A 25,226-nucleotide genomic window follows, 5' to 3' on the forward strand; every position below is an offset into this window, starting at 1 on the left:
AATTGTCTTCTATTAAAATTTATTTGCTTTGATAACCGGGATTCTGATCCATATTGTCGTTATACAAAATATCGTTCTCGGGAATTGGCAATGCCCAACGATAGCTCGGGAAATCGATATTTTTCGTGCGCGGATCCAAGTCGTAATCGGTCCGAACCAACGACTTCTGCAAACGTTTCATATCGAAGAATATATGGCCCTCGAACAAGAACTCTTTGCGGCTTTCCTCGAACAGGTTGTCGAGCGTTACCGAAGCGTAAGCCTCGGCATTACGGTTCGTGGCTACGCGATTCAAATCGTCGATAGCGGTTACGCCCGATACCGTAGCTCCACGGTAAATAGCCTCCGAACGTATCAGATACATTTCCGAGATACGCAATACCGGCACGTTATTGTAGGCCAACTGTCCGTTTTTACCGGGATACTTGGTCGACCAGCGATAACCCGAATACTTACTGTTGGTTTTCGTCAATCCGGTCAAGCGCACATCGGTTGCGTCATACAAATCGATAAGGTCGTTCGATACTCGAACGTCGCCGTAACCGGCTCCGCCTGCAACTTCGGGTGCTGTCAAGTAGTCTCCGAGGTCACTGCGGCTACCGTCGCTCTGAGATACGTAAACTTCAAATATGATTTCGCTGCCCGATTGGGGGGCTACGTCTACCGAGCCGTCCCACATCGATACGAAGCGGTCGCCCGAAAGCAGACGGAAACGCCCGTTCTTGATCACTTTCGTCGCATAATCGGCGGCCAACTGCCAATCTTCATGGTGCAGATATACCCGTGCCATCAAGGCTTGAATAACCGGTTTCGTTACCGTAGCCACGACATCTTTCACCCCTGCGCGCACATAGCTGTCGCTCATCAGGCGTTCGGCTTCCACCAAGTCGGGTATAATGAGGTTTTCATACACTTCCGCTACCGTGTTACGAGAGGGACGGGCCGAAAGGTCGTCCTTCAAGACGATGGGCACACCCATCGCTTCTACTCCGGTAATACCGTTTGCCTTGATATAACCGTAGGGTTGGGCGTAAACTCGTACCAAATCGAAGTAAGCCAAAGCACGCAAGAAAAGATTCTCGGCTTTGATGTTGTTGATTTGCTCGTCGCTTACCCCGTTGCGCGAGAATTTTCCTTCGTTAATCGCCGTGAGTGCTTTATTACAGCCCAGTATCGCGCTATATGCGCTCGACCAAAGACCCATCGTGCTGGTCGAAGTATAGTTCCATGCCGGTTCCATACGCATACGTCCTGTATTGACCGGGCCTACCATACCGTTGCCGCACATCACATCGAATGTCAACGGGAACGATGCCCCATACCACGAGATGACTGCCCGATAGTTACCCGCCGTCGCTCCGTCGATCCCTTCGAAGGTCGACAGAGCCAATTCGTCTGACTGATCCATAGGCGGCTCCTTCGTCAGGAAGTCCTCGCAGGAAGAAAGAGCCAACGCTAAAACTGCTATCGATAAAATTATTTTTTTCATTGTAACAATTCTTTTTTAATTGATTAGAAAGTAATATCCACACCCACGATCATCGAACGGGTCATCGGGTAACTGATGATGGTAGCACCCGAGGTTCCATGTTCGGGATCCCAGTAGTTCATGTTGTGGAACGTATAGAGGTTCAATGCGCTGGCATAGATGCGAACACCGCTCATCAATGCCTTTTTGGTCCATTTCGAAGGCAAGCTGTATGCCAGCGTAATATCCTTGATACGCAAGTAGCTGCCATCTTCGAGATAACGGGTAGAAATAGCAGAGCTGTTGCTCGAATTGTTGTAAACCGGTTTCGGCAATACATTGGTGTCGCCCGGTTTCTTCCAATAATTCATGGCGCCTTTCCAAATGTTCGAATCGCCGTAAGAGCCGTCTGCTTCGAACAACGAACGGTCTTGGTTCAACACCTTGTTACCATAGCGGGCTTCGAGCTGAATGCCCAGCGATATGCCTCTCCAAGAAAGCTCGGTATTGAAACCGCCCGTCCACAGAGGTTCGGGAGAACCGGCATTGATACGGCGAGCCTCTCCGTAATTCTCGGTCAACAGTCCCTCTTCGTTACGCCACAACGCGTTACCGTTCTGAGGATTCACCCCCGCATAGTCATACAACCAATAGGTATAAAGCTGTTCGCCCTTGACATAACGCAAAGTCGTTCCTATAAAATCCTGACCCGGAGCAAGTTCGAGCACTTTCGAACGGTTGGCCGCAAAGTTCACGCCGGCCGTCCATTTGAAGTCGTTGGTATTGAAAATCTCGGCATCCAACTGAACCTCCACACCGCTGTTGCGAATCTTACCCACGTTCTGGGCCTGCGAAGCAAAACCGGTCGTATAGGGCAGAGGAGACGCGATCAACATATCTTCGGTACGACGGGTGTACCAGTCGATAGAACCGTTCAAACGGTCGAACAGACGGAAGTCGATACCGATATTGTGAGTTTTGTTGGTCTCCCAAGTCAATTTGCGGTTCTGCAACTGAGAAGGCAACTGACCGGTAATACCGTTGTACACGATGTCGGAGTACAAACCGTAGTGTGCATAGGCTGCAATATTGTCGTTACCGTTCACACCATAGCTGTAACGCAATTTCAATTGATTAAGTACCGATTTGATATCCTGCATGAAATCTTCGTTGTGAATATTCCACGAAGCGCTGGCAGCCCAGAAAGTACCCCAACGTCTGTCGGGACCGAACTTGGAGCTACCGTCCGTACGAATAGAACCTTTTACATAATAACGGCCTTTGTAATTGTATTCGGCTACACCGAAGAAAGAAACCATCGCCATTTCGGTAAGACCGTCACCCACTCGTTGGTCTTCTACCGAAACACCCACAGAGTGGTAAGGACGTTGTTGATTCACATGATAAGATATACCTTGCAAGAAAGAAGATTCATACGTATTGGCTTCCTGACCGATCAACACATTCAACGAATGGTCGTCGTTGAACAGGTCGTCATAAGCGATCGTATTCGAAGTAGTCAATATGCGATATTGGCTCTCGGCCGTGTTCAAAGAAGCACCATAAGAAGCCGTGTTCACGAAAGCCGGACTGTAAGCGCGGCTGGTAGTCGTGGCATACTCGATAGAGTTGTTGGTACGGAACGTCAGTTGTTTGATCGGTTTCCATTCCAAATAAACGGTTCCGTTAAATTTATACTGCTTGTCGTATTTGTCTTGTTCGCGAATAGCGGCGATCGGGTTCACGTTGAACACGAAAGGCAAATCGAAGTTGTAGCTTCCGTCCTCGTTGTAAGCATTCATGGTCGGCGCCAAAGCCATACCCGAATAGAAGGGGTTCGTAGGAGCCAAACCGCTATCGCCCAACAAACTATTTTGCACATCGGAAACCTTCATATAACCGCCATGCAGACGAGTTCCCATTTTCAACCATTTGTTCAACTCGGTATCGAGGTTCGCGCGAATCTGCATCTTCTCGAAACCTACGGTCGGCACGATACCGTTCGTTTTATTATAAGACAATGAAGTATAGTAAGTAGTCTTGCCCGCACCGCCCGAAGCGATCAGCTCATACTCTTGCAAGCTGCCGTTACGCGTCAACTCTTTCATCCAGTTGGTCGCGCGTCTGCCGGCCATAGCCTGCGGAAAATAATACTCCGACGAGGGATCATCGGGATTATACCCGGCATTGATACGGGCATCGCGTTGATATTGCACATACTCTTCGAGGTTGGCCATGCCGAAGTCATTGTCATTGGCAAGCGTGGACACACCGTAGCGGGCACGGGCGGTAATCTTGGATTTCCCGGCTTCTCCCGACTTGGTGGTAATCAAAATCACACCGTTGGCAGCACGAGAACCATAGATAGAAGCGGCTGCGGCATCCTTCAACACCGTCACCGAAGCGATATCGCTGGCGTTGATCAAGGCAATAGCGTTCATACTGTTGGAAAGTCCGCCTACATCACCGCTTTCCACGGGAATACCGTCGACCACATACAAAGGGTTGTTACCGGCGCCGATAGAACTGGTTCCGCGCACCCGAATCGTAGCCACAGATCCCGGTTGCCCGTTGCTCGACGAAACCGACACACCGGCCATTTTACCGGAAAGCATCTTATCGACCGAAGTCTCTGGGATAGAAGCCAAGTCGTCGCCATCGACCGTCGCGATAGAACCGGTTTTGGCCTCCTTCCGTATCGTCTGGTAACCTACCACCACGACATCGTCGAGAGTATGATCGGCAGAATTCAATTTAACGACCATACCATTACGCGCAAAAACCTCTTGTTTTTCCATACCGATGTAGGAAATAACCAAAGTTCTCGATGCCCCGGCAGGGATCTTGATTGTAAACTTACCGTCCGTATCGGTAATAGTAGAAGCATTCGCGCCCTTCACCAAGATAGACGCACCGATAACCGGCTCGTCATTCTCTGCCGACAACACCGTACCGGAGATACTCGTTTGAGCCACCGCTAACGAAATGCCAGCCAACAGAGCGCACAATAACAATGTTAATTTTCTCATACGACTGAAATTAAATTTAAATAAACGATTATTCCTTCTTCTTTTTTCACATTACACACTCTCGACAATCTTTGTCGAGTTTTTTTTCATTACACACTACTAACACTAAAACTTTTCTTTCCTTTTTTAACCTTATTATATATATAAAACTTAATAAAAATAGCGAATCTCTATGCTCAAATCAACTTCTCATAGAAGTATTCAGCATGCAAAGATAACAAAAAAACATCAATATAAAAATCAAATTGAAAGAAAACATACCTTTCGGGCTTTCTTTTTGATAAAGCCCATTCTCTTTTTTCGGAGATTCATAAATATACATTTTTCACAACAAGACTAACTTATTAAGAAACAATATAATAGATAATTCTTAATTTAATTATAAAATAATATGAGAAACAAGGAATATTCTATGTTAATAAAATATAAAACAGAACCTACTATAATCGTATTATCGCCAAATAGCGCTAATCTTATCAAAATTTTAACTCAATTCGTTTATTCAATTAACATTCGATACTTCTCCCCTCCTCCTCTGCCGTGCCCCGTAACATTACAGGGTATCACAAACAGCATGGGAGAAAGACTGCTTTTCAATCCTCTCCCCCTGTGTTTCCGTAGGGAATATAGGGGGAGTGCCCATAGGGCGAGGGGGTTGAAAAAACGGAGGGGGTTGAAAAAACATCGGCAGCAACAAAATCAAATCTCACACTCTCCCCTTGCCGTGCCCCGTAGCATTACGGGGTGTTTTGCACAGCAAAATATAGGGGAGGTGGCCGAAGGACGGAGGGGTTGAAAAAAACAGAGGGGGTTAGAATACAAGCAAAAGCAACAATCCCCGATTCCGCCTTTATCGGGCGGCGAAGCCGCAAGGAAGACGAGACGGAGGGAAAAGGGCGAGGAATGTTTGAGCGGAGCGAGTTCCGCAGACCCCGACGGCGACCGTAGCGACAAGCCAAAAGCCCGATAACTGCGGCGGCGCTTCTTGGTTCGTTCTTCTCGCTGCTGAGAAGAATGAACAAATAACGTAAATTAGTGTAACAAGGACTTTCTTTGGCTGGGAAAGAAAGTCCTTTGTATCCCCCTACCCAGCCTCACGAGCAGAAAAAAACAGCCCCATTCCGAAAACACAAGCGTATAAAAAGGGAGTTGAAAAATAAAAGAAAATAGACAAAATCGCCCCATTAGTATAAATCTGAGAAAAAAAAGAACCGTTCATGCATGCATACACATTCTCTTTTGTACTTTTGTCTAAAATTTTAAGCTGTGAATCTTATCATCGATCAAGGAAACTCGATAACCAAAATGGCACTCTTTCGGGCAGGACGATTGCAAAATGTCTATTTCTACCCGAAATGGGACTCAACGACCGTTATTGACTTCTTGAACGTTCACGAAGTCGATGCCGCCATATTCTCGACAGTCACCGAGTACGATCCCCAAGCCATAGCGATACTGCGACAGCGACTACCCTACTTTTTAAAATTCGACCATTCATCGGAACTCCCCATTAAAATAGGATATGCCACCCCCGAAACATTAGGTCTGGACAGAATCGCCGCAGTAGTGGGAGCCGCCATGCAATGCCCCGACAAAGCAGTGCTCATCGTCGATGCAGGCACATGCGTCACCTACGATCTACTCACCGCCGACGGCACGTTTGCCGGCGGAAACATAGCACCGGGCATCCGATTGAGATTACGGGCCATGCACGAACACACGGGAAAACTCCCCCTCATCGATGATGCAGGAGAGACACCCGAAATAGGATTCAGCACCGAAACCGCCATGCGGGCAGGAGCTGTGCTCGGCGTCGCTTATGAAATAGAAGGATATATAGCCCGGTTAAACAAGGTTTATCCCGACCTTTTCATTTTTTTAACAGGGGGAGATGCCTTAAAATTGGCTGCAAAAATAAAAAGTCGCATCTTTGTGGACGAAAACTTGGTACTAACCGGCTTAAACAGAATCTTACAAGAAAATGCTAAAATATAAAATTCTCTTTATCTGCTTGTCGATAGGGCTCGTCGCCTTTGCCCAAAACGGGACAAGCTCACCCTATTCCAGATTCGGATATGGTATTTTGGGTGACAACGCCATAGGCGCTCAACGAGCTATGGGTGGCGTAGGATATGCCTTGCACAACAATCGGCAAATCAATGTAATGAACCCGGCTTCCTATGCAAGCATGGATTCGCTCACTTTTCTTTTCGATATAGGACTCACCTATCAAAATACGATCACCAGAGAAGGCTCGCTAAAAGAAAACAGCCAAAGCGGGTCGCTCGACTACATCGTCATGCAGTTTCCATTGGGACGATACATGGCCGGTAGCGTGGGGCTCCTGCCCTATTCCAATGTAGGCTACTCTTTCATAACCGGCATAGACAACGGCTCGGATAGCCGGTCGGGCGATGGCAACATCTCACAAGCCTATGTGGGAGTAAGCGGTAGACCCTTCAAAGGATTCTCGATAGGAGCCAACATCAGCTACCTCTTCGGGAACCTCTCCAATACCAACACCGGAATACCGGGTAACGGCGGCAGCAGCGTCGTTTTCGAAACCATGCTCAAAGTACGCGACTACCATTTATCGTTCGGCGCCCAATACGCCATAGAATGGAACAAAAAGCATACCATCACGCTCGGTGCGGTTTATTCCCCCGGGAAAGCCCTATTGGGTAGAGCATACCGCAGTACCTACGATGTAAGCTCCAACACGGCGACCACCGCCGATACCCTGAAAATGAAAAATAATTATTCATTGGCCTCGACATACGGCGGCGGTATCAGTTACAACTACGACAAACGCCTTACCATAGCGGCCGACGTAACCTACCAGAATTGGGCCGACGCCAAATTTACGAATCTCACCGCCGGACAATTACAATCTTCCAAAGGACAATTCAATAACCGATTAAAAATAGCGTTAGGAGCCGAATTCCGTCCGAAAAACATGGGAGGAAACTATTTCGAACACGTCAACTACCGGGCAGGTATCTTCTACAATCGCTCTTATCTGAAAATAAACGGGAACGATATGGACGAAATCGGAGCCACTTGCGGTTTCGGTTTTCCCCTTGCCACAGACAAATCGGTAGTCAACGTATCGTTCGAGTACATCAATCGCCAATGCACCCCCGTTAAACTCATTACCGAAGACCATTTCAGAATATCGGTAAGCCTCACTTTTAACGAGATGTGGTTCTGGCAACGCAAGTTCGAATAAAATTCTATTACCCATAAAAACGACGAAGCGATTGCGTCAAAACTAAGAAGCTGTTTTAAATTTATTCCGAGACAGATTGAGACCTATGTTGAAGCAGATTGGAGTCTGAGATATGCAGTCAATAGCGGGCTATTGACAAAAATCAAGGAATTCAAGATGCCAGACAGGGGCTCAACATGGCCGGAACATACCTGCTTGCAATGATAACATTATTTCTCAATAAATTTAAAACAGCTTCTAAATGACCGTTCTGAAAAGTCACAGATCGTAACCGCTAAACCCCAAAGAGCCGTATCAAAACTCTTATAGAGTAATGATACGGCTCTTCCTTCGTAAAATTGTTTTCACCTCCTTCTCACCTTTTTAGGCTGCCCGAATTTTCATCTAATCTCTCCCCCTGTTCATCTGGACTACCCCAAAAACTGAAATACAAAAAACTATTATCCTCCTCCCCTGCCGTGTCCCGTAGCATTGCGGGGTGTTTTGCATCGCAAAATATAGGGGAGGTGTCCGAAGGACGGAGGGGTTAAAAAAAACAGCGACAGTAACAATCCCCGATTCCGCCTTTATCGGGCGGCGAAGACGCAAGGGAGACGGAGGGAAAAGGGCGAGGACTGTTTGAGCGGAGCGAGTTCCGCAGCCCCCGACGGCGACCGTAGCGACAAGCCAAAAGGCCCGATAACTGCGGCGGCGCTTCTTGGTTCGTTCTTCTCGCTGTTGAGAAGAATGAACAAATAAACGATCTTTTTCAACCCCTCTCCTCAGAAACTGCCGTTCCTTCGGTCTCTCCCCTATATTTCCCTACGGAAACACAGGGGAGAAGGTTAAATAGCTCCTGCTCGCCACATAAAAATACTAGACCACAAAAGAAAAAGAATCCCCTCCTCCCTATATTCTGAAAAATAAGAAAGTCGGCTCTTAAAACAGCAAGGATTCACGTTTCACTATCGGAAAGATATTTTAAAACTCCTCCTCTGTGTTTTGCGCAGCAAAATATAGGGGAGGTGTCCGTAGGACGGAGGGGTTAGAAAACATCGGCAGTAACAAATCAGGTATCACCCTCTCCCCTGCCGTGTCCCGTGGCATTACGGGGTGTTTCCGTTAGGGAATATAGGGGGAGTGCCCGCAGGGCGAGGGGGTTAAACCCTACAATCAAAAACTCTTATGGAATCTTACAACTATTTCCCTAAAAGAGGAGAAATATATCCAAGAACCTTTTGCAAATGATCGACCTTACTCCACTTGATCTTATTCGCTTTAAGAAATACATTGAACTCTTTTCTGCTTGATTCGGGCAAGAGCTTCGAAACAGATTTTTTATTGGCATTGACAATTTCACCACCGACAATGAAACAGAACCGAGTAGACACTGGTAATGTCTGCCCGTTTTCACGCTCCACGCGAATCATATCGTAATTGAGATTGGAGATGCCGCCGAGTTGCAAACTCGACAAATTATCGACTGCCGAAGTAGACGACGATGTACCATAAGCCCCCGTCCCTTGTAGCAAACGGTCGAAATCGCCCGTCGTCCTACGACCGAGAATCGCTTGCGGTGTCTCGCCCAATACCTCGATAAAAAAACTCTCGCAACGTACGAATTCGGTACTGTCGGCAAAAACAACCCGACCGATATCGTTTTGATTATCGGGACAGTATATCTGCGAACCATTCAAATAATGCAAATCGTTACGCAATAAATGAATGTTTACTTTCGCCTCCCCTTTATTCCCCGATTTGGAATAAATAGAAGCCTCCATAAAATCATCGAATAAATACGGCCACATAGTTGTAGGCTCTCCCGCCCGAAGCCCAAGAGAGGTAATCACCCCCAGCAATCCGGCAAATAACAATCTTTTCATAAGAATAAATTTATAAACATTCAAAATTAAATTTGTCAAAAACGACTACAAGTTAGTAATTTTATGTTATTTTTGCTCCTAAGAATAAGAATATTTTGCAAACACAATCACACAAATACTTAACAATATGAAAATCAAACATCTATTGTGCTTTATCGCGCTATGTCTGTCTTTTACTCCGGGTAAAGCCCAACAACTTAGCGTAATGACTCTACGTAATGGAGCAACGGTTTACATTTGGGAAGACAAAAGTAAACCCGATGTATTCGGTATGATCGCTTTCAAAGTAGGCTCGGTCGACGATCCCGAACAATACACCGGACTGGCTCATTACTTGGAGCATGTCATGTTCAAAGGGACCCAAACCATCGATGCACTGGATTGGGAAAAAGAGAAACCCATCTATGAAAAAATTATCGCCAAGTATGACGAACGAGCAGCATTAAGCGACCCCGCTGCCCGCGAAGCCGTAGACAAGGAAATTAACGACCTGACCCGTGAAGCAGCCCAATATGCCGCAGGAAATGAATTTTCCCTTTTGGTAGACCACATGGGAGGACAAGGACTAAACGCCAGCACAGGCTACGACCAAACGGAATACCACAATTCTTTCCCGCCTTCGCAACTCGAAAAATGGCTCGAAATCTATTCCGAACGTCTTATAGACCCCGTATTCCGGGGCTTCCAGACCGAATTGGAAGCCGTATACGAAGAGTACAACATGTATAACGACGACCGCGGATCGAGAATGAGAGAGTTCATCTATGAACAAGCATTCGGAGATCACCCATACGCCCGTCCCATTATCGGTCTCCCCGAACACTTGAAAAATCCCCAATTAAGTAAACTGATCGATTTCTATAATACATGGTATGGCCCTCAGAATATGTCTATCATTCTGGTAGGTAACATCGACGCCAAAGAGGCTATACCGATGATTCGCGATAAATTCGAAAGAGTTCCCCGCCGAGCCGAGATACATCGGGAAAAGAAACCCGTCCGCCAATTCAAAGGTCGCACGGAAAAGAGCGCGAAAATTTTCTATTATCCTATGCTGGCCCTCATTTACAATGGAGTTCCTTCGAACGACAAAGAAGAAATCGCATTGGAAATCTGTTGCCAACTTCTCTCCAATTCACAAAAAACCGGTATCCTCGACAAACTGCAACTCGACGGCGACATCATGAGCGTAGGCGCATCTCAAAATGCCATGCGAGATGCTGGGATTCTCATGATCAATGCCATTCCCTCTTTCGATGCGAACCAAAATCGTTGGGACAGTCACAAATCGGTAGAAAAAATCGTATTATCCTCTTTGCGCCAACTGCAAAACGGGGAGTTCGACGAAGCGACCCTCGAAGCTATCAAACAAAACCTGATACGCGAATACGACCTGCAAATGGAATCGAACGAAATGAAGGCTTATATCTTAGCCTCTCTTTTCAATACGGGAGCCGATCCGTCGGACATCGTCAACTTCAAAGAAAAAGTCAAAGCCGTCACCATCGACGAGGTGAAAGCCGTAGCAAAGAAATACTTTAACGACAATTACCTCGCTTTGAACATTCAAGAAGCGAAAAACCTCGACAGCAAAGGACAAAAACTGAAAAAGCCCGATTACAAACCCATCGAGACGAAAAAAGGAGCCAAATCGGAATATGCTAAATGGGTAGAAAGTATACCGGTCAACATGCCCGAAGTAAAATACTGCGACTTCAACTCTATCCAACAAAAGCAAATCAACACTCGCAGCAAACTGTTCTACAATCTCAACCCCGAGAACGACGTATTCACGATGACTTTGAAATACGGCATCGGAACGAAAAAGATGCCTAAACTCGAATATGCCGTCGCCCTGATGAACAACGCAGGTATGCTGCCCGATATCGAACCGTTGGCATTCAAACGGGCTATGGGCGAATTAAATGCAAATTGCACATACGCTGTGGACGACAACTACATGTATGTCATGATGAGCGGATACGAAAAAGATTTGGTAAAAGCCTGCCAGCTTCTTTCCAAACAAATCCTTTTCCCCAAACTCGACGACAAGCAGTTGCAAAGCCTCATCGGTAGCGCGTTCGGTTCTCGCCAGATGGAAAAAAGCAGTATCGGGACATTGGAAAGTGCCCTCACGTCTTATGTACTATACAAGGATAGTTCAGACTATCTGCAACGCATCCCCACTCGTGATTTAATAGACCTTTCGATTACAGATCTGACGACCCAATTCCAAGCCGCCACGAATTACGAATGTGAAATCTATTACGTAGGCACAGCGCCGTTCGACGATGTATATCAAGTATTGAGCCAAAACTTGCCGTTGAAAGCGCAAGAAATGCCCTCTACCTCTCCCGAGTTACGTCCTCGACAACAATATACCGAAAATACGATTTTCTTCCTGCCCAACAGCAAAGCGACTCAAAGTAAAATATACTTCTTTATAGAAGGAAAACCATTCGATGTAAAAGACGATATATTCATCGAAGCCTTTTCAAGCTACTTTGGAGCCGGATTCGGAAGCCTCGTCGTAGATGAAATTCGCGAAAAACGAGCTATGGCATATACCTCCTACGGTATCGTGGGGACTCCCTCCGTTGCCGGTCGAAACACGCTATTTCAAGGATTTGTCGGTACTCAGGGAGACAAAACGCTCGACGCTATCGAAATTTACATGAATTTGTTGAAAGATATGCCGTCCACACCCGAACGTTTCGACGTAGTAAAAACCAATATCAAAGAATCTATCCTCAGTGCGAAACCGGGATTCCGTTCTGCAAGTGCCGTATATGAGGCATGGAAACGAATGGGCTATACACAAGATCCGGCCATCGACAAAATGAAAAAGATCGAAACGCTCAAATTCGAGGACATCATCGATTTCTACAACGAAAACATCAAGGGAAAACCGGTTGTTATCGCCATCGTAGGAAATCCGAAAGATTTCGATACTAAGGCTCTCGAAAAATACGGAAAAGTAGTCAAAGTTTCCGAATCGAAACTATTCTCCGATAGCTTCTGATAAGCCAACGAGTAAAGAAAATAAAATCTTAAAAAGCGAGGGTCTCGAAATGCCATTCGAGACCCTCGCTTTTTAGCCATAACGCACCCGCCAATCCCACTCGCTATTCTTAGAAACTGTTTTAAATTTATTCCGAGACAGATTGAGCCCTATGTTGAAGCAGATTGGAGTCCGAGATTTTTGTCAATAGCGGGCTATTGACAAAAATCAAGGGATTCAAGATGCCAGACCGGAGCTCAACATGGCTGGAACATACCTGCTTGAAATGATAATATTATTTCCCAATAAATTTAAAACAGCTTCTTAAATAAACCTAAAAATCTGTTTAATGTTCCTTTTAAACCGATAATAATCGCCCATCGATTGTTCTTAAAAAAACAACCTCTATAATGAAAGTAAATATGAACATAATGAAAAAAAGTATGACAGGAGCATTTTTAGCGTTGGCAGCCGTTTCAACCGGGAACATAGAGCCTATGGAAGCCTGTACACGCGCCGTGTATATCGGCCCCGAACAAATGGTAATAACAGGCCGTACGATGGACTGGAAAGAAGACATTATGTCGAACATCTACGTTTTTCCTCGTGGAATGAAACGAGCCGGATACAACAAGGGCGAAACCGTGAATTGGACCTCTAAATACGGAAGTGTAATTGCGACAGGATACGACATAGGAACCTGTGACGGAATAAACGAAAAAGGATTGGTGGCAAGCCTGCTATTTTTGCCCGAGTCCGTCTATTCACTGCCGGGCGATACCCGTCCGGTAATGGGAATCAGTATATGGACCCAATATGTACTCGACAATTTTGCAACTGTGCACGAAGCTGTCGAAGAACTGAAAAAAGAAACCTTCCGCATAGACGCTCCACGCATGCCGAACAATGGGCCCGAATCTACCCTGCACTTAGCAATTACCGACGAAACCGGAAATACGGCAATCTTGGAATATCTCGACGGGAAACTGAATATCCACGAAGGAAAAGAATATAGAGTGATGACAAACTCGCCTCGGTATGAAGAACAATTAGCCATTAACCGCTATTGGGAAGAAATCGGAGGACTGGTAATGTTACCGGGAACAAACCGGGCGAGCGACCGTTTTGTACGGGCTTCTTTCTACATAAAAGCAATACCCCAAACGTCCGATGCCAAAATCGCAGTACCCAGTGTATTGAGTGTCATGCGCAATGTATCGGTTCCCTTAGGTATAAATACACCCGACAAACCGCACATCTCCTCTACCCGTTGGAGGTCAATCTCCGATCAAAAGAACAAAGTATATTACTTCGAATCGACACTCACCCCCAATTTATTTTGGCTCGACTTGAAGAAAATAGATTTCAGTCCGTCGGCAAAAGTGAAAAAACTCCCGCTATCGAACGGAGAAATTTATGCAGGCGATGCTATAAAAGATTTACGAGACAGCAAACCTTTCGATTTTCTGTTTCAAACCCCGGTGATGTAATTCACCGGGCATTCCACATCATAGACATGAAACACAGCATAATAAATTGTACAAACACTTTAAGACAGACTTCCGAAATTTACGGGACGAATCAAACACTAAACACGACGCTCCATTTGTCCGAAGAAAAATTTTTCGTACTTTTACCCGAAAATCTGTGACTTCAATCTTGTTCCGATGAAACTGGACAAAAACAAAGTATTCTCATTCATTCGTAACCGGATCTCCGTCGGGAAATTATTTCTTGCCATATTCATTATTTTCATCATCTTCATCGATGAAAACAGCTGTATACAACGCATAAAATACGATGCCGAAATCAACGACCTGCGTAAACAAATAGCGGCACAAAACGATACGACCGAATACTACAACCGTAGAATAGAAGAATTGAAAACCGACAAAAATATCATTGAACAAGTCGCGCGCGAACAATATCTTATGAGTAAACCCAACGAAGACATCTATCTCATCGAAAATAAAAAATAACACTATAACACATACGATAAATATGAACCAGCAAACACGCAATATACTATTCATGGTATCCTCCATTGCCGTCATTATAGGGGCGGCTATGCCCTTGTTCATGCTCAAAATGCCGTGGGTTCCATACATTTATGCTTTCGGAGCCGCAGGCATGGCCGTTTGCAGACTCACATTCCGTTACAAAGGGAAAAATTTCCGGTTAAAAAGACTCTACCACATCGAAACATTCTCCTCTCTCTTTTTGGTAGCCTCTTCATATTTCATGTTCAAAGAAGACCCCGATTGGATTATGTTGCTTACTGTCGCTGCTGTCCTACAATTATATACATCGATTCTCATTCCGCGAGTATCCAAGAAAGAAGAAAAATAAGCTACTCCCACCCTCTCCCCTGCCGTGCCCCGTAGCCTTACGGGGTGTTTCCGTAAGGGAATATAGGGGGAATGCCCAAAGGGCGAGGGGGTTAGAATACAAGGAAGAACCCCCTGATTCCGCCTTTATCGGGCGGCGAAGACGCAAGGGAGACGGAGGGAAAAGGGCGAGGACTGTCCGAGCGAAGCGAGTTCCGCAGACCCCGACGGCGACCGTAGCGACGAGCCAAAAGCCCGATAACCGCGGCGGCGCTTCTTGGTTCGTTCTTCTCGCTGCTGAGAAGAATGAACAAACGAAGTGCATCTCGTGCATCCGAGACTATCTTTGGAGGGGAAAGAAAATCATTAGTATTCAACCTTCTCCCCCTGCCGTGCCCCGAAGCATTGCGGGGTGTGGTGCAAGAAAATATAGGGGAGAACTGAGGAGCGTAGCGACGAGGAGAGGGGTTAAAAACACCCGTAGTGAAAGTAATAGAGGTAAACCTCCTCTCCCCCTGTGTCGTGCAACGATATAGAGGGAGTGTCCAAAGGACGGAGGGGGTTGAAAAAAAGAGGTTAATAAAAAAGAGGTGATAATTCCGGGTTCATTCTTCTCGCTATTGAGAAAAATAAACGAATAGAAAGTATAATCATGCCATAATTCCACTATCCCCCTATCCTACCTTCGCAAAAAAATCAAACGAGCGATGATAGATACAAGATTCGAAACAACCATAGACCTGAGAGGTGAAATCGAGAACTACCGACAAGTAGCGCTCATCAAATACTACAAGATTCTCCTCGAACTCGACCCCCGCCGGGACAGGCTGACCATGCTCGCCGTCATTCGTTGTATCGACAAGCTCGAAAGACATTCCCAAGAACGAAAACGACCCCGAAACGACAAGAAGAAAATGCTGGCCGAAGGAACTCTCGCTTGGCACTATCAAAAACGCAACCAACTCTTCCGAAAAGCCGGACTATACGACATCGAGTCCACTCAGTACCTCGTCGACCACGAAGAAATCTTCGACACACACGAGGAACGGGAAGAGCGCGAACGTTTCGAAGCCTGCCGTCGGGAAGCTCTCAGAAGGAAAACCGAAACGCACGAAGCCGAAGAAAAAGAATCCGTGCAACCGGCCTCCGCTCACGAAACCGATAAGGACCTGCAAGAAGACTACACGACAGCCGGGTCCGGAATCCCGGCACACACCCCGCAGCCCTTATCGCCCCTATCCGGGAGCATCTGGTGCGGCGCTCCCGCCGGTAATCCCATTGGCGAACCTGCCCCCGGATTCCATCGATCCTCCTTCGATTGCAACAGACGGGAATAAATCCGACGGGTGGAGGGTGAACCCACTCAATCCGTTCCGATGAGTAAAACAATGGGAACTACCTTTCGCCACCGATCCGATGTAAATAGGAGAGAAAAGTTTTATAAACCCCTTCAATAAAATCCGATCGGCTCTCTCACCAGCCTAATAAGTTAAAAAAATAAAACATACTTTCAAATATTCGACACACTCTATTTCAAATCTACGAAAACTTCGTAGATTTGCGAAACAATCGTAATAACGCATGGAAAAACTGACACATCAAGAAGAAGAAATAATGCTCGTCATCTGGAAAAAGAAAAGAGGCATTATCAAAGATTTCCTAGAACAGCTGCCCGAACCGCAACCGCCTTACACGACAGTCGCTTCGATTGTCAAAAATTTGGAGAAAAAAGGATTTCTGTCAAGCGAGAAAATAGGCAATACCTATTTATATATTCCACGAATAACCCAAACCGAGTATAAGAAAAAATTCTTATCGGGAATCGTAAAAAGCTATTTTTCAAATTCCTATAAAGAGATGGTCACATTCTTCGCCCACGAACAAAAACTCTCGGAAGAAGATTTGCGGCAAATCATCGAAATGATTGAACGAGGTAAAAGCTAACCCATAAAAAAACTGAAAACATGGCTTTCTTACTATATCTACTACAAATAAACATAGCACTAAGTCTATTATATTTATGCTATAAAGTTCTATTCTCGCAAAATACATTTTTCGGGTTAAGAAGGCTCATACTCATCAGTATCGTGTTATTCTCCACGACCTACCCGTGGTACAACATTCCCGACATCGACCCTATTATTCCGGCCCATCTGCAAATTACACTTCCCGAAGTACTTTACAGCATGGGAGAAACAGTCCCTCAGAAAGCCTTTGACATATACCCGTTGATAGCTTATCTATACGGAGGAATATGCTCGCTATTCTTGTTACGCATGTTTTTGAGAATAGCTTCGATAATAAAACTGCGGGCAAATGGAAAGCTCCGTATCATCGGGAAGAGCCATATAATCGTCTGCGACGAAAACATACAACCCTGTTCCTTCTTCCGATGGATACTTCTTCCTCATTCCATTTTGCAAAATAAAAACACGCTCACAAGAATACTCCGACACGAAAATACACACATACGACAATTACATACCATAGATGTCCTATTAGGCGAAAGTATGGCAGCATTATGTTGGATAAATCCGTTAAGCTGGTTATTGCTGAAAGAAATCAGACTGAATCTCGAATATATGGCCGACAAGGCTGCGATTCCCGACGAACAAGAAAAAAAGACATACCAATACCTGTTACTCGACATTTCACGATCGAATAACGAACTCCCTTCCGCAATACCGTTCAATTACTCTTTTTTGAAAACCCGCATTCGCATGATTAACCGGAAGCGATCACAAACGACATCTGTATTCAAATATCTGCTGATACTACCCCTTTTCTTGGCTATCGTAACTGCCAACCAATGCTGTACAGACCAACAACCGCTTCAATCCGAAATTGAAAAAGTATTCCCCAAACCCTCGGAAGTTCAAACGAAAGATAGCTCGACAACCGCTTCCGAAACATCGGAAACTCCCCTCGAAGTCGCGGAAATCATGCCCGAATTTCCCGGCGGAACCGAAGCGTTGCTCTCTTTTATCAAAGACAACCTCGAATACCCGCAAAAAGCTATCGACGGACAAACCGAAGGACGGGTAATCATACGATTTGTCATAAACAGCAATGGAGAAATATCCGATCCCACAATTCTCAAAGGCATAAACAAAAATCTCGACCAAGCCGCCATAGATGTTATTAACAAACTACCCCGTTGGAAACCGGGACAGCAAGACGGACAACCCGTAAGTGTACGGTTCACCCTTCCCATCGTTTTCAAATTAACCTGATATATTCACTTAAAAAATTTAGACACATGAAAAAGACATTATTATCCTCGATGATTATCATCTTAATGGGTTTGCTCGGAGCTTGTAGCTCCAATACCTCGGACAAAGCGAGTCTGCCGGAACAATCTGCATCGGAAAACGAAACGGCAACCCCGGTCGCAATCGAAGTCCCCGACACACTTGGCAAAACATACGATGCAGCCGAAGTCATGCCCGAATTTCCCGGTGGAACCAAAGCGTTACTCTCTTTTATCGCCGAAAATCTCAAATACCCGCAAAAAGCTATCGACGAACAAACCGAAGGGCGGGTAATCGTACAATTCGTTATCGATAAAACCGGGAAAGTATCGAGCCCCGAAGTCATTAGAGGCGTAACCTCGGAACTTGACCAAGCTGCGTTGGACATCGTCTCGGCACTCCCCGACTGGAAACCGGGCGAACAAGACGGACAAAAAGTAAATGTGAAATACACACTGCCCGTAGTCTTTAAGTTGAAATAACGAGAATGCCGATACAATAGATTTATCTCTGAAAATACGATACGGTTCGAGGGGAAAACCCCGTTCGTTCGAGTTTTCCCCTCGAACCGTACATAACTTTTGCACAATATACCCCCTTTCCGCTTATGAAAAAATTACTTTGCTTTATCGGTCTTTTTCTGGCTCTATTCGCCTTGAAAAGTCATGCCGGTATTCCCGGCGGAACCATACCATTTATCTTTGACAGTCATTTATATCTTCAAGTAAGGCTGAACGACACCATTCCCGTCACTGTTATCTACGATACGGGCGCCGACTTTCTATACCTCGATGCAGATTATTTGAAACTGAATAATCTGCAAAATGCTTTCGGGAAAAAAGGAATAGCAAGAATGGGAGGTGCAGGTAACAACGAGCCCCAATCCGTCGACATCTTCATCGAACCTATTAAAATACACTGTGGAGAATTAAATTATCAAAACAAGATAACCCCGGTCATTAAATTGCGTGATATTCTTGGAAAGCACACCGATGGCTTGCTGGGCAATACCCACCTGTTAAATACGCCTTTGGAGATTAATTTCAGTGAAAGCTACATCAAGCAATTAAAAGAACCGCTCCCGACCGACTCGCTTGACCGTTACCATAAACTCGAAGCCCGATTCAAAGACAACCGCATCGATGTGAAAGCCAATCTGCAAATCGATTCCGCAAATACGGTGGAAGGCTGGTTTAGAATGGATTTAGGGAGTGGCTCCACGATCACTCTTTCAAATGAAACGACATCTGCGTTAAACCTTGCCGGCGTACGCAAAGCCTACTTCGAAACACAGGCCGGGGGAATAGGAGGAAGTTCCGAGGAATTTGAATTAAGAGCCGAAAAATTCTGTATGGTCGATACGCTCGAAAATCTTGTAATAGACTGCTCCCTCAATAAGAAAGGAGCATTATCATCGGGCAGGCCCTATGTGGGCATCATCGGCAATGAAATTTGGTCGCTCTACGACATTATCTTAGATCCCGTTCATTCCTCCGTATGGGTAAAACGAAACGATAATGAAGGCTCCTATTCCCGATCTTCCGTCACGCATATGGCCGTTATCGACCGTACGGACATTTGCGAAGGTTGGATTATCAACGGACTTTATAAAGGTGGAATTGCGGAACAGGTCGGTATTGAAATCGGAGACATAATTATAGCTATAAACGACCGGCCCGTTAAAGAAATAACTTGGGAGGAACAGCGAAAAGGGTTAGGTCTCAACGGCAAGACAGAATACACGATAAAGAAAAGAAACGGTGAAATAGTCACTTGCGTCCTATACATTCGTAATCAAATCATCTGACCTGTAAGGTTGCGGAAAACAGCCTATTTTTTCATTCGATATAGAAATTCAAACGCACGGCACAAGAACAAAACGAGGAACTGTAGAACAAAATTATTAAATCTGCAATGAACGGAGGGTTACTCTTAAACTCCTCCTCTGTGTTTTGCACTGCAAAATATAGGGGAGGTGTCCGAAGGACGGAGGGGTTAGAAAAATATCGACAGTGGCAATAACAAAATCAAGTATCACCCTCTCCCCCTGCCGTGCCCCGTAGCATGGTGAAGCAAGGCTCATAAAATCGGAGCAAGGGCGAAAGCGGAATACATCTCACCCTCTCCCCCTGTGTTTCCGTAAGGGAATATAGGGGGAGTGCCCGTAGGGCGAGGGGGTTAAAACAGAAACAGTAGAACGAGATTATTGAATCTGCAATGAACGGAGGGTTACTCTTAAACTCCTCCTCTGTGTTTTGCACTGCAAAATATAGGGGAGGTGTCCGAAGGACGGAGGGGTTAGAAAAATATCGACAGTGACAGTAACAAAATCAAGTATCACCCTCTCCCCCTACCTGTCCCGTAGCATGGCGGGGTATCACACTGCGATATAGAGGGAGCAGGTTTAATGCCTTTCGGCTCGCGAAGCATCTATCCGCAACAAAACGAACAACAAAATGGTAAATCCCCACAGCGACGACCCCCCATAACTGAAAAAAGGCAAAGGTATACCGATAACAGGACACAATCCTATGACCATACCGATATTCACAGCCAAATGAAAAAACAATATCGAGACCACACAATAAGCATATACCCTTCCAAAAGCAGAATGCTGCCGTTCTCCGATAGCTAGAAGTCTGAATATGAGCGTGACGAAAAGGACAATCACACCCACGGCTCCCCAAAAGCCCTCCTCCTCTCCAATGGTACAAAAGATAAAGTCGGTATCTTGCTCCGGCACATATTTCAATTTCGTTTGAGTCCCATTCAGAAAACCTTTTCCCCAAAAGCCCCCCGAACCGATAGCGATTTTCGACTGGTTCACATTATATCCCGCACCGCGCAAGTCCTCCTCCATACCCAGTGTCACTTTAATCCGTTTCTGCTGATGAGACTCCAACACTTCATTGAAAGCATAATCCACAGAAAACAGGAAAACGACCGATACGACGACCGTTGCCAAAATAGTAAGAATCCTCAACGAACGAGTCGAGAAGTAAAGAAGCACCAGATAAACGACGACGGCGGCCGTAGTCCCCATACAAACATACAAGAGATTAACCGGTACATCGAAATACATCAAAATGCCACATACCGCTCCTACCGCCAAATAACCAAGCATCAAATAACGAGCCGCACGACTGTTTCTCTGATAGAATAACAACATTCCGACCACCACCAAAAGAATAAGTACGAAAACCAACACTTCTCCGGCAGGAATCTCCCCCCATAATACACTCGAATATTTGACGGCAACCACAAAATAGACCACGGCGCAAAGGCCATAGAAAAGGAACAATCCCGATAATCCTTCCCGATACAGAACAAATATCAACGATGCGAAAACCAACGCCGAACCGGTCTCCTTTTGAGCGATAATCAAAACAATAGGCAACAATATGATAAAAACCGCACGGAATAAATCCCGTCTGTTTTTCAAAGAAAACCCATACGTCCCGAAAGACCGGGCCAAAGCAAGAGCCGTGGCAAACTTAGCGAACTCGGCCGGTTGTAAACTGATAGGCCCCAACACCAACCACGAACGGGACCCTTTTATATCGGGGGCTAAAAATATGGTGGCGATAAGCAAAAGTATGATAATCCCGTAGAATAGATAAGCATAAGTTTCATAAACCCGGAAATCCACCATTAAAATCATAAAAGCCAATACGAGCGACAAACCTATCCATATCAACTGTTTTCCCGACCGCTCGGCAAAGTCGAATATACTGGCATTATCGAAATCGTAACTGGCGGCATAAATGCTTATCCAACCGCAAAGAACGAGAATCAGATAAAGAATTACCGTCATCCAGTCGATAGACCGCCATATATTAATGCTTTTTGACCCCACTGTATATGATTGTGTTAGATTGCAACATACGCTCTTCCAAGTATTTCCGCTCCGGTGCAATCTTCCGGTTCAGATACATCTCCATCATCAGACTTCCGATAGGTACACCATACGTAGCTCCGAATCCTGCATTCTCCACATAAACGGCAATAGCTATTTTGGGGTTGTCCATCGGAGCGAATCCCATAAAAGCCGAGTGGTCTTTTCCATGAGGATTCTGTGCCGTTCCCGTCTTTCCGCACACCTCTATACCCGGTATAGCACCTATACGGCAAGTCCCGCCGGTTACAGCCATGCGCATACCCTCTACGACATAATCGTAATAGTGAGAATCGACCATAGTATACTTAGGTGTAGTAAACTCCGGGGAGATAACCGTATCCTGTATCTCCCGAACCAAATGCGGAGTGTAAAAATACCCCCTATTGGCAATCGTTGCCGACAAATTGGCTATCTGCAACGGGGTCGCCAAGACCTCTCCTTGTCCAATCGCGACAGATATAATCGTCAATGCGCTCCATCGATTCTCGCCATATACCTTGTTGTAATAATTACTATTGGGAATAAAGCCTCGACTCTCACCCGGTAAATCCACCCCTAAACGATATCCATACCCCATCGATACCAAATAATCTTTCCAAACATTGAACGCCTTCGCCGGCGATTGATATTTTTTCCGATTATCGACCATCGAACGCAATCCGTAACAGAAAAACGCATTACACGAAGTTTGCAAAGCCGGAAGCAACGATAAGGGTGATGCATGCCCATGACAGCCGACTTTTAACCGTCCCGACACAAACCCATGATAACAGGGATAAAGTGTATGCTCGGTGATGATCCCTTCGTTCAGGAAAATAAGTCCCTGTGTAGGCTTAAATGTCGATCCCGGCGGGTATGCGGCCATCAAAGCTCTATCGAACAAAGGTTTGTACCGGTCTCTATTCAGTTTCAAATAATTTCTACCTCTCTCCCTGCCAACCAGCATGGAGGGATCGTAAGTGGGACTCGAAACCATCGCCAATATCTCTCCCGTAGACGGCTCGATAGCAACGATAGCCCCAATCTTGTTCTGCATTAATTTCTCACCATAGGACTGCAACTCGATATCCAACGACAAATTCAGATTTTTCCCCGAAACAGGTGCTACATCATAACGCCCGTCTTCATATCTTCCTTTAACACGGCCATGGGCATCGCGCAGTAAAATCTCCACCCCCTTTTCTCCACGTAAAATATTTTCGTAAGAGCGCTCTATCCCCAAATCTCCGGTGTAATCTCCCCGAGTATAATAACTGTCTTTCTCTATATCTCCGGGAGACACTTCCCGAATATTCCCCAATACATTCGCAGCCACAGGGTAAGCATACTCCCTGAGCATACGGTTTTGAATGAAAAAACCGGGGAAACGATATAGTTTTTCTTGTAACCGTCCATAATCTTGCGCAGACAACTGAGTCATAAAAGTCTGAGGTGTGTATGACGAATAACCGGGATTCAACCTCCGATTTTTCATATCCGCCATGCGCTTATCAAATTGTTCCTTCGTAATCCCCACAGTCCGGCAAAAATCAAGTGTATCGAAAGGGCGAACCTCTCGTACAATCATCATTACATCGTATGCCGGTTGATTAAAAACCAATAACTTTCCATTGCGGTCATAAATAAGGCCACGAGAAGGATATTGTGTTTTTTTCAAGAAAGCGTTTCCATCGGCGTGTTGCTTATAGTCGTCGTTCAACACTTGTAAAGAAAACAACCGCACGACATATATGCAAGCAATCACCAACACGATGCCGCCTATCACATATTTACGCCTCTCTAATTTATAGTCTTTTCTCACGTCCCGATTTCGTTAAACTATCCATTCCCAATATCACAAGAAATGTCAATATAGTACTGGCTAAAATACGAACAATTAATCTTCCTATATCGAAAAAGCTAAAAGACTCTATTACGAAAAGGAGGGTACAGAAACAAAGTGAAAATGTAAGCACGTAGCGCACAAACAAAGACATTCCGAAATTGCGTATAGAGGGCTCCGATTCGCTATAATCCTCACCCCTCGGCGTATAAAGATTCAATATCGGTTTTCTCAAAAAGGCAACGACGGTACAAGCCAAAGCATTCATACCCGGCGTATTGCTGAATATGTCGATTACCAACCCAAGAATAAAAGCAAGCGTTAAAGTCCAATTAACCGAGAGCGATAGAGGTAACCTGATTATAAAATAAATATAAAGAAAAGGAATGGCAACTCCCAATAAATGTATATTATTCCCTATCGTAACCTGCAAGAATACGACTACAATAAACAAGAAAAAATATCGTAACCAACTATTCATATCGAGCCTCCTTTTCAAGTTTATCCTGTTCTTCCTTTTGTCGGTTCGATATAATGCGCACATACCCTAAGCCACTAAAATCGGAACTTAGCTCCACACGCAATGTATAGAAATTATCGTCACGCTGCTTTTTATAATCGCTGATTATACCCACCATAATTCCTTCTGGAAACACAGACGAATAGCCGCTCGTGACAATCGTATCTCCCGGAGCAAACTCCACATGCCGAGGCATCTCCTCTAATACGGCGTAACGAGGACTCACCGCATCCCAAACCAAAGACCCGAAATAGTCGCTGCCTTTTACCTTGCAACTGAGACGCAACTTAGGGTTAAGAACCGATATGGCCACGGAATGATGTTCGCCCACAACATTGATAATACCCACGACACCGTTCTGATCGACCACTCCCATCTCCGGCTCTATGCCTTCGGCTCGCCCTTTGTCAATCGTTATATAATTGTTTATTTGCGCTACACTGTTATTCACGACACGAGCCACTGCAAAATCATAATCATGAAGTACGGAATCGAAAGGAATCGTATCTTTTCCCACAGAAGACCTATAACGATTCAACTGTTCTTTCAGATTTATTACCTCCATCTCCAACTCCCCGTTTCGTAATTGCAAATTCCTGTTTACTTCTCTCAATCCAAAATATGAAGTTACTTCCGATTGCAAATCATAAACAGCCGATGCCACTTGATTGGCCGACGAGAGATAAATACTGCGCTGGTAAGGGTTTCGTCCAAACAACAACACGCAACTTATCGCTACATAAATAGCAAGAACTATCCATGAGCTATGCCTCAATAAAAAATTGATTAAGTTGCGCATTTTCTTATTAATTCTACCAC

18 protein-coding genes are annotated in these 25,226 nt (G+C 45.3%); 11 read left to right on the forward strand and 7 right to left on the reverse strand.

Features of this window, described 5'->3' with window-relative positions; all coding sequences use genetic code 11:
• Positions 1–19: 19 nt before the first annotated feature.
• Complete coding sequence (locus NBH06_RS01795) at positions 20–1,489, reverse strand: RagB/SusD family nutrient uptake outer membrane protein (RefSeq protein ID WP_250792499.1); 1,470 nt, start codon at positions 1,487–1,489, stop codon at positions 20–22.
• Between the two features lie 23 nt (positions 1,490–1,512).
• Positions 1,513–4,497 carry a SusC/RagA family TonB-linked outer membrane protein gene (locus NBH06_RS01800; RefSeq protein ID WP_250792502.1) on the reverse strand — a complete coding sequence of 995 codons (2,985 nt, stop codon included), beginning with the start codon at positions 4,495–4,497 and terminating at the stop codon, positions 1,513–1,515.
• A 1,266-nt stretch (positions 4,498–5,763) separates the two neighbouring features.
• Between NBH06_RS01800 and NBH06_RS01805 the strand changes: the two genes are divergently transcribed.
• A complete protein-coding gene (locus NBH06_RS01805; RefSeq protein ID WP_195242216.1) occupies positions 5,764–6,492 on the forward strand; it encodes a type III pantothenate kinase in 729 nt (242 codons plus the stop codon).
• Positions 6,479–7,726 (forward strand): BamG family beta-barrel-assembly machinery protein, encoded by a 1,248-nt coding sequence (bamG, locus tag NBH06_RS01810; protein ID WP_118687585.1) that lies wholly within the window; start codon positions 6,479–6,481, stop codon positions 7,724–7,726. Before NBH06_RS01805 ends, bamG begins: the two co-directional genes overlap by 14 nt.
• Before the next feature lie 1,178 nt (positions 7,727–8,904).
• On the opposite strand, the gene NBH06_RS01815 is transcribed toward bamG, so the two are convergent.
• Positions 8,905–9,588, reverse strand: a complete 684-nt coding sequence (locus NBH06_RS01815) for a hypothetical protein (protein WP_250792505.1) — start codon at positions 9,586–9,588, stop codon at positions 8,905–8,907.
• A 127-nt stretch (positions 9,589–9,715) separates the two neighbouring features.
• Between NBH06_RS01815 and NBH06_RS01820 the strand changes: the two genes are divergently transcribed.
• The 9 genes from NBH06_RS01820 to NBH06_RS01860 all read left to right on the forward strand — a co-directional run bounded on the left by NBH06_RS01820 (position 9,716) and on the right by NBH06_RS01860 (position 19,974).
• Positions 9,716–12,610, forward strand: a complete 2,895-nt coding sequence (locus NBH06_RS01820; protein ID WP_250792507.1) for a M16 family metallopeptidase — start codon at positions 9,716–9,718, stop codon at positions 12,608–12,610.
• 422 nt (positions 12,611–13,032) lie between these two features.
• On the forward strand, positions 13,033–14,079 hold the full coding sequence (locus tag NBH06_RS01825) for a linear amide C-N hydrolase (protein ID WP_371417644.1): 1,047 nt from the start codon (positions 13,033–13,035) through the stop codon (positions 14,077–14,079).
• Between the two features lie 177 nt (positions 14,080–14,256).
• Positions 14,257–14,568: an FtsB family cell division protein gene (locus NBH06_RS01830; RefSeq protein ID WP_021891534.1), complete on the forward strand. Its 312-nt coding sequence runs from the start codon at positions 14,257–14,259 to the stop codon at positions 14,566–14,568.
• A 22-nt stretch (positions 14,569–14,590) separates the two neighbouring features.
• Positions 14,591–14,938 (forward strand): hypothetical protein, encoded by a 348-nt coding sequence (locus tag NBH06_RS01835; RefSeq protein ID WP_008861033.1) that lies wholly within the window; start codon positions 14,591–14,593, stop codon positions 14,936–14,938.
• A gap of 685 nt (positions 14,939–15,623) precedes the next feature.
• Entirely contained in the window at positions 15,624–16,253 is a 630-nt protein-coding gene (locus NBH06_RS01840; RefSeq protein WP_250792509.1) for a hypothetical protein, read from the forward strand.
• A 244-nt stretch (positions 16,254–16,497) separates the two neighbouring features.
• A complete protein-coding gene (locus NBH06_RS01845; protein ID WP_008861035.1) occupies positions 16,498–16,860 on the forward strand; it encodes a BlaI/MecI/CopY family transcriptional regulator in 363 nt (120 codons plus the stop codon).
• 20 nt (positions 16,861–16,880) lie between these two features.
• On the forward strand, positions 16,881–18,149 hold the full coding sequence (locus tag NBH06_RS01850) for a M56 family metallopeptidase (protein WP_250792510.1): 1,269 nt from the start codon (positions 16,881–16,883) through the stop codon (positions 18,147–18,149).
• 26 nt (positions 18,150–18,175) lie between these two features.
• Complete coding sequence (locus NBH06_RS01855) at positions 18,176–18,649, forward strand: energy transducer TonB (RefSeq protein WP_008861037.1); 474 nt, start codon at positions 18,176–18,178, stop codon at positions 18,647–18,649.
• 125 nt (positions 18,650–18,774) lie between these two features.
• On the forward strand, positions 18,775–19,974 hold the full coding sequence (locus tag NBH06_RS01860) for a PDZ domain-containing protein (RefSeq protein ID WP_250792512.1): 1,200 nt from the start codon (positions 18,775–18,777) through the stop codon (positions 19,972–19,974).
• A gap of 597 nt (positions 19,975–20,571) precedes the next feature.
• On the opposite strand, the gene rodA is transcribed toward NBH06_RS01860, so the two are convergent.
• From rodA to mreC, 4 genes are read right to left on the reverse strand one after another with little or no spacing between them, the layout of a single operon-like run.
• The gene (rodA, locus tag NBH06_RS01865; protein WP_250792514.1) at positions 20,572–22,023 is read right to left on the reverse strand and encodes a rod shape-determining protein RodA; all 1,452 of its coding nucleotides are present in this window, start codon (positions 22,021–22,023) and stop codon (positions 20,572–20,574) included.
• Positions 22,004–23,866: a penicillin-binding protein 2 gene (gene mrdA, locus NBH06_RS01870; protein WP_195330410.1), complete on the reverse strand. Its 1,863-nt coding sequence runs from the start codon at positions 23,864–23,866 to the stop codon at positions 22,004–22,006. Before mrdA ends, rodA begins: the two co-directional genes overlap by 20 nt.
• On the reverse strand, positions 23,850–24,368 hold the full coding sequence (mreD, locus tag NBH06_RS01875; protein ID WP_021891042.1) for a rod shape-determining protein MreD: 519 nt from the start codon (positions 24,366–24,368) through the stop codon (positions 23,850–23,852). Before mreD ends, mrdA begins: the two co-directional genes overlap by 17 nt.
• Entirely contained in the window at positions 24,361–25,206 is an 846-nt protein-coding gene (gene mreC / locus NBH06_RS01880; RefSeq protein ID WP_195632963.1) for a rod shape-determining protein MreC, read from the reverse strand. The genes mreD and mreC overlap by 8 nt, the downstream gene beginning before the upstream one ends.
• Positions 25,207–25,226 lie beyond the last annotated feature (20 nt).

It is taken from the genome of Barnesiella sp. B2-R-119 (genome assembly GCF_023656675.1).
Taxonomy (GTDB): domain Bacteria; phylum Bacteroidota; class Bacteroidia; order Bacteroidales; family Barnesiellaceae; genus Barnesiella; species Barnesiella intestinihominis.